The following is a 13,089-nucleotide window of genomic DNA, read 5'->3' as shown; positions in this document are numbered from 1 at the left end:
CGCAACTGCGTGGCTGTTACTTCTGTCACGTGGGCTGGTCGGACGCTCCACCTGCGAACTTTGCCCGGGTTCGCGTGTGCACCCACGTCCCGGCCGCTCACCTCCCACGCATCCGCTCACCCTGAGCGACAGCCAGAATAGCTGACTGGTTTAGCCCACTGATAATAAAAGGGGTAGCGCCATAGGCACTCTACATGCGAGTTGCTGAGGCACACGAGTTGAGCCGTCGCGTGACCGACACGATTGGAAACGCGGTCATCACCGAACAAGCGTTTTTAGACACCGTTCTCACCGGACTGCTCGCCCGCGGGCACGTTCTCTTAGAGGACGTTCCCGGCACGGGAAAGACGCTCACCGCCCGGAGTCTTGGCACGGCGCTTGGACTCTCATTTTCGCGCATCCAGTTCACGCCTGACTTGCTCCCAGCCGACGTGACGGGGACGCACGTCTTCAACGAGAAGAACCGCGATTTCGAGTTCAAGAAAGGTCCCATTTTCGCGAACGTCGTCCTCGCAGACGAGATCAACCGCGCCTCGCCGAAGACGCAAGCCGCGCTGCTCGAAGCGATGGAGGAAAAGCAGGTGACAGTGGACGGTCAGACCCACAAACTCCCCGACCCCTTCTTTGTCATCGCGACGCAGAACCCCGCAGAGCGAAACGAGGGGACATTCCCGCTTCCGGAAGCCCAGAAAGACCGGTTTATCATCAAGACGAGCATGGGCTATCCAAACCGCGAGGGCGAACGCGAGCTGCTCGCACGCCGTGAATCGCGCGAAGACCGGAGCCCAACCGTCAACACCGTCTGCTCGCCACAGGAAGTGCTCGACCTCCAGCGCGTTTCAGAGCAAGTGCGCGTCCAAAAAGACGTCCAAGACTACATCGTTGACCTCTCGCGGGCGACACGCGGAGACGAGCGCGTGACCGTTGGCGCGTCCCCGCGTGCGACCCAGCGGCTGTTCGAAGCCGCGCGCGCTCGTGCGGTTCTCGAAGGCGAGGAGTACGTCACGCCAGAACACGTAAAGAGCGTGGCTCACCCAGTTCTCGACCACCGTATCGTGCTTACCGCTGACGCACGGGTGAACGGCACAGAGAAATACGACGTTATCGAGTCGGTGTTGTCGTCGGTGGACGTGCCGACGATTACCTATGCAACGCGATAAGCAACACGAGCACCGCGACGAGTAAGCCAAGCAGGGCCGAAAGCGGGACGCCGGGCGTCCCGAACCCTTCGACTGCTTTTGTGGCGAGATACGCGACGATTCCTGCACCAACCGTTCCCACGAGATGCGTCACTTCGACCTGTGCGGTCTGTGCCCCCCGGCCGAGTTGCTGGCCAAGGGTGATGCTGTGGTCGCCTGCGTCCCACGCGACGACGAGTGCGATGGTCGCGAGCAAGAACGTGCCGAGGTCGCCCATCTGGACGACACCTGCCATGACGACGCCCGCGAGCAGGAAGAAACTCCCCGCCTTGACGAGCCAGCGCGACCCCTTCCGAAGCGGGATGACGCCGAGTCCGAGCACCCACGCGCCGAGCAGGAGTGGGCCGACGACGACCATGAACCGCGGACTCGGGGCTCCAGCGAACCCACGCACGACGCCGACGAGGCCGACGACCACGCCGAGTGCGAGCACACCGTTGCCGAGCCAGCGATACCCCCGCGTTCGCGTTTCGTCCCCAAGGCCGGCGACGAACAGGCCGCCAAGGATGAAGACAAGCGCGCTCGGAATCGCGGGCAGGTCGACGATGAAAAACGCCGGAAGCGCTGCTGCGAGCACCGCCGCGACGCTCGCAATGCGGGTTGGTTTCCGCACGGGTCCGCTCATAGCCGCCACCTCCCGATGTCCTCTAAGGCGGCTTCGAGCGGCCGGTCTGGGTTCCAGTCGATGACCGGAATGTCACCGGCGCGAAGCTGCCGAATCCGCTGGACGCGCTCTACGTGGGCGACTTCGCCCCCGAGCGTGTCCCCGCCCGTCACGCGCGGGCTGAGCACCGTCACGCGGTGGCCGTGGGCGTCGAGGCGCTTTACCTCGCCCACGATGTCGTCATCGACCAACGGCGAGAGGACGACCACCTGCGTCGAGGCCGAGAGTTGCGTGCGCAACTCGGCGTACTGGCCGTCGGTGAAGTCGTCTCGCTCCGGTGGGCGTGGGGCGAGGCTGTTCGACGTTGCGAGCAGGGTTTTGCCGCGGATACGGTGGTCGTTCCCGGCTCCCGGTGAAAGCCACGCGAACTCGCGGCCAACGACGGCGAGCCCGACTTGGTCGCGGGAGGCGAGCAACGACTCGAACAGCTGTTCTGCGGCGTAGCGCGCGTAGGCAACCGCGTGTGGGTCGTCTGCTGACGCCCGTCGGTAGGACTGCTCGCGGGCGTCAACGAGGATGACGACGCGCCCAGCGCGCTCTTGACGGAACTCGATGGTCGAGAGCTTGCCCGTCCGCGCGTGGCGATTCCAGTCGATTTGGTGGATGGAGTCGCCGGGGCGATACTCGCGGGTCTGGTGGAACTCGACGCCGCTGCCGCCGTCTGCGGTGAGCACGCGTCCGTAGAGTTGGGTCGTCTGCTGGCGAAGCGGCATCTCAGAGACGTCTGCGTCACAGCGGAGTTCGGTTTCGCTTGCGACGTTCGTCTCCACCTCGCGCGCGCCCGCGATGTCGTTCAAAATGACCGTCGCAGGCGTGAACGGGTGCGCCCCGCGCTTTGCGGTAATCGAGTAGGTGAACGTGGTCTCTTTGCCGGGCAACAGCGTCGCGCTGTGGCGGGGCGACCCCGATGCCACGGTGAGCGTTTCGGGGACGCCGTCCACCATGCGCACGTCGGGGAGGAGCGACGAACCGGTGTTTCTGAGCGTCACCGTCACTTCGACCACCTCGTCGTGGCCGGGGGTGTCGGTGCTCAGGCGGCGGTCGAGTTCGAGCGTCCCGTCTGGCGTGCCGGTCACGCGCGGGTAAACGAGGTAGACGATGCCCACGGTGGCGACGAGCAACAACAGCGGCCGGTTTGCGAGCAGCCCGCCCATCGCGGTGAGCAGGCTGATTGCGGTGACGCCGCGCCAGCGGTTCGTCTCACGCAGCATGGGCGTCACCTCCGGCACGGGCGACGAGTTCGGTCGCCGCGTGGCGTGCACCCCGCTGGGTTGGTGTCTCCAGTCTGAGGGCCGTGGTCAGCCACTGGCCCGGCTCTAACGGCGGGGCGTCGCTTCCGAGAAAGCGGGCGGCGAAGGGGTCGTCGGTCCACGTCCCGCGCGCGACGCGTTCTTTGGCCGTCTTCTGGGTACACCCACGCTCTGCTTGTACGACTCGCACGGCCGTCGCGGTCAACTGCTGTTTTGCGCGCTCACACGCCTCACGGTGGGTCAGCGCCCACAGCGCCGAGTTCGAGAGGAGGTCGTCGTAGATGTCACCAGAGAGCGGGACGTCCGTCACCTGTTCTGCTTCCGGTGGCGTGGTGTGGTCGCGCGCGCCGTTTCGCGCAGACACCGTCACGAACAGGGTAATCACGGCGGCGATTATGGCGATGACGACGAGCACGAGGTAGTCGTTCCCGAGGGCGGAAACCAACGCCTCGCCCGGGAGTGCGCCTGCGAGGTCGGGGTTGCCCGTTGCGAGGTACGCAAGCAGGAAGGTACCAACGCCGAGGACGCCAAAGACGACGCGACGGAAGCTCATTGTTCTGCCACCCGCTGTGCGTTCAGTTGGTCTTCGACCCGTGCGGCGAGCGCGCGGTCGTCGTCGGTCACCGGCGCACCGCCGTAGCGAATGCGTTTGAACGTCTTCGTTAGCTCCATGAGTAGCTCGTCTTTGAGTTCGGTTTCGTCTCTGAGCGCGGCCGCGACTTCGTCGGGCGTCATTGCCTTCCGGCGCTCGTATGGAATCGCGCTCGCAACTTCGTGCCACGCGTGATACACTTCGTTTTCGGGACGGGCAACCACGGTCGGTTGGGTCGAAACGGGATCGTTTCGCTCTGCGGTCTCGAGCCAGCCAGCAATCGTCTCGCGCTTTTTGACCGCGACCGCGAGGACGGCTCCGATGAGCACGAACGGCAACAGCGTCATGAGCAACGAGAGGAGTTTGTCGAGGAGGCTCTCCTCGATAAGCCGTGGACTCGACCCCTGTCCGGACGTTTGTGTCTGCTGATTTTCAGCGCCGCTCTGAGGGTCACTAAGTTCTTCGTTGCCCTCGCCGGGAGTCGCCGTTTGGCCCTGTGTTTCTGTTTTACTCTCTGTAGAAGGGGTGCCAGTCGACTCCGGGTCTGCAGTTGTCACCGAATCGCCCTTGAACTCTTCTGCTTCTTGCGGATTTATCGGCAATTTGTCATAGTCGATGTTGATGACATCCTCTGGTTTCGTCTCGACTGAATCATCGAGTGTCGTCGAAGCAAAGCCAACCGAGAGGATGCAAAGCACCGCAACGACCGCAGAGAGAAGTCTATCCGTATCCATTTCTATCGAGCCCCACCGTCACGTACAACTCGCCGTCCCGGCGTTCCCATATATATCGCGAGACAGGGATAGGACACCCATTATTATGCGGCCGATAATCAGGCCGCTCTGGGAGAACGTGTTGTGTGCTACCATGCGAGTTCGGGGTGTGGCTCAGTCCACTCAAAATCGCGCCTGTCAGGTTGATACTCACACCATAACAACTTTGTGGTGCCAGTGGTTCCGTGAGGGTGGCGAGTAATTCCCGTGTGAATTACTGTCACGGAAGCAGTAAAATAAGGTATTTCGATACTTTACCCGGGTTGTGACTCCACTCATACCCCATACGCGAGCCGGGAATCTACCAGTTAGGGTTTGCAATGACCACGCGCGACACGACTCCCTCGACAGACTCGAACCGCGAATCGAACGACTCTCTCACCCTTGGCAGACGAACCTTCCTTGGGGCCGTTGGTGCAACGGCGGCAGGTGCCACACTCTTGGCGTCGGGAAAAGCCGAAGCGTCCCACGTCGAAGACCAGTACGACCGCGTCATCGACATCGTCGACGACGCCGGTGCAGACAACTCGGGCGACGAATCCATCACGCCGATTTTAGAGCAGTACGCGGCGAATGACACGCTCATCAAATTCCCACCAGGGCGCTACTACATGGACTCGCAGTTCCGGTTCACCGACTTCCGGAATTTCGGGCTGGTCGGCGACGACGCCACGCTCGTCCCGGCGAACTACCACAACTACGACGGCCCCCAATACCGGCTGTTCCGACTGGGCGTCGATTACGACCCCGGTGTTGACCTGCGCGTCCAAGGCTTCGCCGTTGACCTCCGCGCAAACGACACGGGTATCCGCGTCATCGAAGCACAGGTTCTAGACGGGTTGTTCGTCGACGACATCACGGTCGTTGGTCGCCACGACAGCGGCACCTACGGCCCGGGGCTGTTCGACATTCTTTCACCAGACGGCACGGGCATGGTAAAGCGCTTCCGCGCAAACTATGGCGGGGCGTTCTCCGAGAACACGCCGGGCGACATCTGGCGTGGCCCCTCCGGGCTGATGTCCACGCGCTACCACGAAGGTCAAATCGAATACAAAGATTGCGAACTCGACGACTGGCCGGACAACGGTCTCTACGCGCTCACGAACGGCCGCGTCATCGTCAACGGCGGCCGGTACGCCAACAGCGAGGCGGCGAGCATCCGGCTCGGCGGCCACGACTGCCTCGTCACCGACGCGACCATCGTCGTCGACCAGCAACACGACGAAAACCAGAACCAGCGCGGCATCCGCCTCGACGAAGGCCCCAACATGAACGTGGTCGATACAACGATTCGTCTGGAGGAGCCAAACGGCCACGCGCTCACGGTGATGAACGACTGTGAGAGCGCCTTCCTTAGCCATCTCGACGTGACCGTCGGCGACGAAACCTGCCACGGCATCGTCGTGCAGTCGAGCGCCGGGCCGACAAAAATTATCCGCTCAGATATCGAGATTCAACGCGGCGGCAACGCCATCCAAATCAACGGCTCTGACGCGGGCACCGTCCTCTGTGAGTACGTCGATATCTCCGGCGACGCACAGGGTGACGTGTGGCGACACGCCCTCCGGTGTAACCGCAATGACTGTGAGTTCCGCGTGGTGAACTTCAACCAGCAGGGCGAACACTATCGCCGGGCAATGGTGCTGAATGGCGACAACACCCTCGTCTACAAAGGAAAACAGACCGCCTCGCACATCCCGTTCGTCGTAAACGGCTCCGGCGCGTGGATGGAGGGCATGGACGCCCAATCGATGACGGGGTACAAGGCCGTCAAGCTAAACGACCAGAGTTCTGACGTAACCATCAAAAAGAGCGACATCAGACGCGGCGTCTGGGACAAAGGCTGTGCTGGCTTACGGATGTACGGCAACGACACCAGCTAACACGCCTCGGTCGTTTCTCCCCGTTTATGCGGCGAATAAGAAAGGTGGTAGGTTGATGAGAACCAGCCATGCAGAAGTCCGCACTGGCGAACCGCATCCGCCGTGGCCTGAGCGAACCGCATCTGGTCGTCCGCGAGCTGAACAAGTACTACTATCGCTCGCGCAAGAAGAAGGGGAAAAACGACGGCGTCGAGATGTTCGAAGAAGACTGGGACAACCTCATCATCCTCGATGCGTGTCGCTACGACACCTTCGCCCAGCGCCACACCCTCCCCGGGACGCTCGAACAGAAAAAATCGAAAGTGTCCTCCACCATCGAGTGGCTCGACACGTATCTTGACGGCGCAGACCTGCGCGACACGGTGTACATCACTGCGAACCCCCAACTCTACCGCAAGCGCGACCGCGTGGACGTGCAGTTCCATGCGGTCGAACACATTTGGCAGGACGACGGCTGGGACGACGAGTTCCGCACCGTCCGCCCGGAGACCGTGGCAAAACGCATGAAGGAAGCCGCAGAGACCTATCCAAACAAGAAAATTGTCGGCCACTTCATCCAGCCCCACTACCCGTTCATCGGTGAGACTGGCCAGAAGTACATGGACTTAGACAGCCTCGACTTCTGGAATCGCGTCTTAAACGGCGAGGTCACGCTTGACGACGACATCCTCTGGCAGGCCTACGAGGAGAACTTCGACCTCTGTATGCCAATCGTCGAAGACCTCTTAGAAACTCTGCAAGGCAAGACCGTCGTCACCGCAGACCACGCCGAGATGATTGGCGAACGCTCCTCGCCCATCCCGATGAAGGAGTACGGTCATCCAACGGAGCTCCACACGCCGGAACTCACGACCATCCCGTGGCACACCTACCAGAACGGCGAGCGAAAGGAGATAACCGTCGGTGACGACACGGAGGACACCGCGCGCGAGGAAACCGCAGACGTGGTCCAAGAGCGGCTGCAAGACCTCGGCTACGCATAGCCACGCACGTTTCTCACCACCGAACGCAGCAACCAGCCAACCTTACCCCCCGTATAATAAACACCCCGTGAACACAAGCGAGAAGCGAATGAATCGTCGCACGTCCCAGGTCTGCCAGCGTGCGCTCGCCGCCGAAACCAAGCGACAGGTGATAGTGTGCAACGTAGTATTCTAAGCGGCTTTCTCTCGATTTTCGGGTCGAAGGTTTTCATCCTCGTCCTTGGACTCGCGACGACGCCCATCCTCTATCGTCTCATGGGCCCCGCCCAGTATGGTGAGTACGCCTTCGTGCTCTCGATCTTCATGATGTTCATGATTTTCGTGAGCTCAGGGGTCGCAGACGGCGTGCGCAAGTACATCCCCGAAGACCGTACGTTCGACAACTGGAGTGGCCACGTCATCGGCTTTTACTTCCGCATGGGGCTCGTGCTCGCGCTGGCCGGTGCGGGTGTGCTCGTTCTCCTCGCAGAAAGTGGTCTCGTCGCGCGCTTTTTCTCCGCGGAGTTCGTTCCGTACTTCTACGTCCTCGCGGTGCTCGTCATCGTCGCGCAGTTTCGGACGTTCGTCAGACGGACGCTCATGGGATTCGGCCTCGAACGCTACTCTGAACCGCTCAAAATCCTGTATGAAGTCACGTTTGTCGTCATCGCCATCCCCGCCGTCTACTACGGTTATGGGGTCATGGGCGCGCTTGCCGGACAGGTGCTCGGCAGTGCGCTCGTGATGTTTCTCGGATTCATCGTCGTCCACCGCAAGAGCACGCTGTTGAACGTGGTTCGGCGCACCCCACGGGGCTTCCCGTGGCGCGAACTGGTCGCGTTCAATTCGCTCTCGATTGTCCTCATCTTCTGTCTGATGTCGCTTTATCACACGGACATCCTCCTGCTCGGGGCGCTCACCGACAGCACGCAGGTTGGCCACTACAAAGCGGCGCTCAAACTCGCTGAGTTCCTGTGGTTCGTCCCCACCTCGATACAGATGGTATTCGTTCACTCGACCTCGAAGATGTGGTCGCAAAACCGGACTGGACAGATTTCAGAACTCGCGGCACGCGCGACGCGGTACACCCTCCTGCTCACCGCCGTGATGGCACTCGGGCTCTACTCGATTGCCCACATCGCGGTGCCGGTGTACTTCGGTGAGGCAGCGACGCCCGCCGTCGAACCGCTCTTGCTCCTCCTTCCTGGAGCACTCGGGTTCGCCGTTGCGCGCCCGATCCTCGCCATCGGACAGGGGAAAGGCGACCTGAAGCTGCCGATTATCGCCACGGCGACCGCCGCGGTCATCAACCTTGGATTAAACATCGTCCTCATTCCGATGTACGGGATGCACGGCGCGGCGATTGCAACGAGTATCGGCTACGCGTCGATGTTCCTGTTTCACATCTGGTCTGCGCGGAAGATCGGGTTTAACCCGCTTTCTGATGCGCGTCTCGGCCGAATCGCTCTCACGACCGGCCTCGCTGCCATTCCCATCCTCGCGCTGCCGAGTTACATCCCGCAGACCCTCGTGCCGTTCATCTCTGGCGACATCGTGACGCTCATCGTCGTGCCGCCGGTCGGCCTCGTCATCTTCCTCACCTTGGCGTTCGTCACGGGCGCTCTCGGCATCGGCGAGGTGCTCGACATCCTCTCGTCTGCGCTGCCCGGCAGCCTTGCGCGCCCAGTTGTTCGGCTGCGCGACCGCTACGAGAGCAGTGGGTCGATGTTCGGCAACGACTCGCTCCAGTACGTCCTCGTGTTCATTGGCATGGTGCTGTTCATCTCGGGGATTGCCTTCGCCGTCATGGGGCCAGACCTCGGCTCGGTGGACAGCCCAGACGTGAACGTGCCCGGGCTGAACCAGACCAACGACACGAGTACGGCAGCCACGCAGACGCCGACGCAGACCGACAGCACGGCGACTACAGAGCCGACCGAAGCTACCACACAAACGGACGACGGTGGCGGTACGACAGCCTCGACTACGACGACTGAGAGTGCCACCACTTCCACGGCGACCACCGAAGAGCCAACGACGAGTACGACCACGACGACAGAGGAACCGACGACCTCGACCACAGAGGAGCCGACGACAACAACTACGGAAGAGCCGACGACAACCACGACCACAGAGGAGCCGACGACAACGACGACGGAAGAGCCAACGACGACCACGACTTCCACGACGACAACGACGACGACTTCGACCACCACAACGACGACCGAACTGGTGAATTCGACAACGACCGAATCAACGACCGAGTCGACCACCAGCACGAACTCGACAGCCGGATTCGCCCTCCCGGTGGGCATTGGGCTCTCCACGTTAGGAGTGGGACTGCGTCGCATACGACGCGGCGATGACGGCGCTTACGGAGCCGATAATAAAGGTAGAGAGGAGTCTGGTAAGAATCAATGAGCGAGTCGAGAACGCCGTTTCCGACGGACTTACTGCTGGTCGTGGCGCTGACGCTGCTTGCCGACGCCGCCATCCTCGTCGCGGGCGTGAGTGGCACCCTTCGCATTCTCATTGGGCTGCCACTCATCTTGGTGTTGCCGGGGTATGCGATGGTTTCTGCTCTCTACCCCGGTCGCATCCCTGAAGATGGCGCACACGACCGCGACGACCCGAAAAAAGGACTCCGCAAGCTCCCCGGAAACTACGGGATGAGTGGGGTCGAACGCATTGGACTGTCTATCGTTGCCAGCCTCGCGCTCGTGCCGTTCGTCGTCTTCGTCCTGAACTTTGTGTGGGCGCTCGAAGCCACGCCAATCCTCCTCGGCGTGAGCGCGCTCACGCTCGTGTTGGCGGTGGTGGCGCTCGTGCTTCGCCTCTTGCTCCCCGCAGAACGCCAATATCGTCCGTCGCTCGGGATGCGCACGGATTCGGCAAGCCACACCGGGTCGCTTGGCTCGGGACGCTCGAAAATTCCAACTATCTTCCTCGCGGTCAGCCTGCTGCTGGTCGCCGCAAGCGCCGGGTTCGCGGCGACCGTCCCGCCGCAGTCTGAAGAGTTCTCGGCGCTCTACTACGCCTCCGTGCCGACCGGCCAATCAGCGGAGGCTCCTGGCCCGTTCGCCGCTGGCCAGTCCGCTGCGGTGCCAATCGGCATCAACAACGAAGAAGGTGAAGACGTGACTTACACCGTCGTTGGCGAACTCCAGCGCGTCGAGCAAGCCGACAACGGCGAGTTACAGGTGGTCGAAGAAGAGGAACTCCTCCGCCAAGAGATATCGGTCGCAGACGGTGAGAACGCCACCCAGAACCTCACCGTCGAGCCGACCCTGACCGGCGGCAACCTCCGGATGGCGTTCTACCTCTACAAGGGCGACGTGCCGGAGAACCCGTCTGCTGACAACGCCTACCGGAGCATCCACCGCTGGGTGACGGTAAACGGCGGCGGCGACATCGAGCCGCCCGCGGCCACGTCACAACAGCTATCCACGCAGCCCGTTTACGCACGCCCAAGCTAATGTGGCCGTGGGAACACCTCGCCTTCGCGTACCTGTTGTACTCGCTTTTCGCCCACACCGTCTACCGTCGCTCACCCGACGGTGCCGCGGCGTTCCTCGTCGCGCTGGGCTCACAGGCACCCGACCTCGTCGATAAGCCCCTGAGCTGGACGTTCGGCCTCACGCCGACGGGCCACGGCATCATGCACTCCATCCTCATCATGGGGCCGCTGCTCGCCGGGGCGTTGTTGCTCACGAACGGGCGAAATCGCCGACTGGTGGCGGCGTACACCATCGCACACCTCTCGCACCTCGTGGGCGACCTCATCTACGAGCCACTGCTGCTCAACGAGCCATTAATCGTGGGCAGAGTGCTCTGGCCGGTCGTCTCGCTACCCGCCTACAGCACCGACCAAGGCGGCCTCATCGGCCGGGCCGCGGTGTACTTCTTCCGCTGGATACACCACCTCGCCACCCAGGGGCTCACACCGTTGGTCGTGTTCGAACTCTCGCTCGTATTCGGCGTCATCGCGCTCTGGGTGTACGACGGCGCACCGGTGCTCTCGGACATGGTTCGCTACGCTCGCGCAGACTGACCTTAATCCCCCGATAATAACGGTGGGGGAGTGTCTGTGTTCGCTCACTGATGCCCACCGTAAGCGTCGTCATTCCAACCTACAACCGCAGCGAAGAGGTGACTCACGCCATCGACAGCGTCCTCGCCCAGACCTACGACGACTTCGAACTACTCGTCGTGGACGACGGCTCGACGGACGACACGAAGGAGGTCGTCACCGGCTACGACGACGACCGCGTAAAATTCGTCGAACACGAGGAAAATCAGGGCGCACCCGCCGCGCGAAACACTGGTATCGAGCACGCGGAGGGCGAATACGTCGCCTTCCTTGATTCTGACGACGAGTGGCTGCCGCTCAAACTCGAACGACAGGTGGACTATCTCGAATCGAAAGGCGACGACTGGGTCGCGGTCTACTGCGACGTGGACATGAAGACGAAAGGCACGAGCGGCCCGATGCGCTCGCTCGCCGCCTCGTTCCTCTCGAAATCCGACCCCGACACCCCGACCGAAGGCGGCGACGAACTCGTCGAAGAGGTGCTCGCAGACCGCCTGCACACGAGCGCGGGTTCGACGCTCATGGTTCGGACGGACGTGGCACGCAAAATCGAGGGCTTCGACACCACCTTCCGGCGGTTCCAAGACCCCGAGTTCCTGATGCGCGTCCTGCGCGAGGGGAAACTCGCCCACGTCGCAGAACCGCTCGTCGTCCGTCACGAATCGGGCGACCCGCCGGCGGACATCGTGCGTGAGGCCGACGAGAAGTACTTAGAGAAATTCTCGGACGTCGTTGACGACTTAGAGGCAAAAGGTCACGATGTGCGCGGGAGCCACAATCTCGTGCTCGCCAAACTCTATCTCAACGAAGGCAACATCATGACCGGCCTCCAGTACTTCGTCCGGTCGAACGCCCGCACCCGCCACTACCCCGGCATCCTCTGGGCGACGCAAAATGGCATCCGCGAGAACGGCCAAGGAAAGACCGTTCTCGCCGCGGGTGTCGGCCTCGTCGCTGTCCTCGGCTTGCTGTTCGTCCTCCTCGCCGGTGGCTCACAGCCTGAAAACTAACTTATCCGAACAGCCCCGCGAGCGCGGCAAGCCCTGAGAGACCGCGAACCTCCACCGGCAGTTCCGCACCCTCGTTTACGTAAATCGGCATGAATCCTGCCTCGACAGCCGGGCGCATGTCCGCATCGCGGTCGTCGCCAACCATGACGTACGCATCGGCGTCGAGTCGGTCTTTTGCGACCTCGAACATCGCCGGGTCGGGCTTGTGCGCGCCCACGTCGTACGAGCAGACGATGGTATCAAAATACTCGTCGAGGCCGTGGTGGGCGAGCTTACGCTCTTGGACGTGGGTGACGCCGTTCGTGAGCACGCCGAGTTGGTACTTCGTTGCCAACTCCGAGAGCAGGTCGTGGGCTGCAGGCGTTGGTTCTGTCGCGTCGAGCTCGGCCGCAAGCCACGCCTCTGCAAGCGTTTCTGCGGACGCATCGAGGTTCGCGTGTTCGACCACCGCGGCCATCCCCGTCTCGTAGGGGTTTGGGTCGAATCGCTCGAAGGCGTCGAAGAATGCGTTGCTCCGAATCTCGTGCCACGCGGGGTCAACGCGGTCAACCACTTGTTCGAACGCCTCGCTAACGATGGCCGAGTAGTCGCCGTACTGAAGCAGGGTTCCGTCGAGGTCGAAGTACAGGGCTTTCTCCATGGCAGGCAGTCTCTCAGGCGTGGGGA

Annotated in this window: 12 protein-coding genes; 7 read left to right on the top strand and 5 right to left on the bottom strand. The window is 62.2% G+C overall.

Annotated features, from left to right (window positions below):
• Positions 1-194 precede the first annotated feature (194 nt).
• Positions 195-1,160, top strand: coding sequence for a MoxR family ATPase (locus tag V5N47_RS05030; protein WP_338729767.1), 966 nt, complete (start codon positions 195-197; stop codon positions 1,158-1,160).
• On the opposite strand, the gene V5N47_RS05025 is transcribed toward V5N47_RS05030, so the two are convergent.
• Genes V5N47_RS05025 through V5N47_RS05010 form a run of 4 tightly spaced genes read right to left on the bottom strand, consistent with a single transcriptional unit; the run spans position 1,141 to position 4,439 of the window.
• Positions 1,141-1,824 (bottom strand): hypothetical protein, encoded by a 684-nt coding sequence (locus V5N47_RS05025; RefSeq protein ID WP_338729766.1) that lies wholly within the window; start codon positions 1,822-1,824, stop codon positions 1,141-1,143. The genes V5N47_RS05030 and V5N47_RS05025 overlap by 20 nt on opposite strands.
• Positions 1,821-3,074, bottom strand: a complete 1,254-nt coding sequence (locus tag V5N47_RS05020; RefSeq protein WP_338729765.1) for a DUF58 domain-containing protein — start codon at positions 3,072-3,074, stop codon at positions 1,821-1,823. Before V5N47_RS05020 ends, V5N47_RS05025 begins: the two co-directional genes overlap by 4 nt.
• Positions 3,064-3,666 carry a hypothetical protein gene (locus V5N47_RS05015; protein WP_338729764.1) on the bottom strand — a complete coding sequence of 201 codons (603 nt, stop codon included), beginning with the start codon at positions 3,664-3,666 and terminating at the stop codon, positions 3,064-3,066. Before V5N47_RS05015 ends, V5N47_RS05020 begins: the two co-directional genes overlap by 11 nt.
• Positions 3,663-4,439: a DUF4129 domain-containing protein gene (locus tag V5N47_RS05010; protein WP_338729763.1), complete on the bottom strand. Its 777-nt coding sequence runs from the start codon at positions 4,437-4,439 to the stop codon at positions 3,663-3,665. The genes V5N47_RS05015 and V5N47_RS05010 overlap by 4 nt, the downstream gene beginning before the upstream one ends.
• A gap of 359 nt (positions 4,440-4,798) precedes the next feature.
• Between V5N47_RS05010 and V5N47_RS05005 the strand changes: the two genes are divergently transcribed.
• The 6 genes from V5N47_RS05005 to V5N47_RS04980 all read left to right on the top strand — a co-directional run bounded on the left by V5N47_RS05005 (position 4,799) and on the right by V5N47_RS04980 (position 12,423).
• Entirely contained in the window at positions 4,799-6,361 is a 1,563-nt protein-coding gene (locus V5N47_RS05005; RefSeq protein ID WP_338729762.1) for a hypothetical protein, read from the top strand.
• Positions 6,362-6,429: 68 nt separating this feature from the next.
• Positions 6,430-7,344, top strand: coding sequence for a hypothetical protein (locus V5N47_RS05000; protein WP_338729760.1), 915 nt, complete (start codon positions 6,430-6,432; stop codon positions 7,342-7,344).
• A 156-nt stretch (positions 7,345-7,500) separates the two neighbouring features.
• On the top strand, positions 7,501-9,744 hold the full coding sequence (locus tag V5N47_RS04995) for a polysaccharide biosynthesis C-terminal domain-containing protein (RefSeq protein WP_338729759.1): 2,244 nt from the start codon (positions 7,501-7,503) through the stop codon (positions 9,742-9,744).
• Positions 9,741-10,799 carry a DUF1616 domain-containing protein gene (locus V5N47_RS04990; protein WP_338729758.1) on the top strand — a complete coding sequence of 353 codons (1,059 nt, stop codon included), beginning with the start codon at positions 9,741-9,743 and terminating at the stop codon, positions 10,797-10,799. The genes V5N47_RS04995 and V5N47_RS04990 overlap by 4 nt, the downstream gene beginning before the upstream one ends.
• Positions 10,799-11,374, top strand: a complete 576-nt coding sequence (locus V5N47_RS04985; RefSeq protein WP_338729757.1) for a metal-dependent hydrolase — start codon at positions 10,799-10,801, stop codon at positions 11,372-11,374. The genes V5N47_RS04990 and V5N47_RS04985 overlap by 1 nt, the downstream gene beginning before the upstream one ends.
• A gap of 50 nt (positions 11,375-11,424) precedes the next feature.
• Entirely contained in the window at positions 11,425-12,423 is a 999-nt protein-coding gene (locus tag V5N47_RS04980; RefSeq protein ID WP_338729756.1) for a glycosyltransferase family A protein, read from the top strand.
• A 1-nt stretch (position 12,424) separates the two neighbouring features.
• Here V5N47_RS04980 and V5N47_RS04975 read toward each other — a convergent pair whose 3' ends face one another.
• Entirely contained in the window at positions 12,425-13,063 is a 639-nt protein-coding gene (locus tag V5N47_RS04975; protein WP_338729755.1) for an HAD family hydrolase, read from the bottom strand.
• Positions 13,064-13,089: the final 26 nt, after the last annotated feature.

The organism is Haladaptatus sp. DJG-WS-42, assembly GCF_037198285.1.
GTDB lineage: Archaea > Halobacteriota > Halobacteria > Halobacteriales > Halococcaceae > QDMS2.
This window is presented reverse-complemented; position numbering and strand designations above follow the sequence as displayed.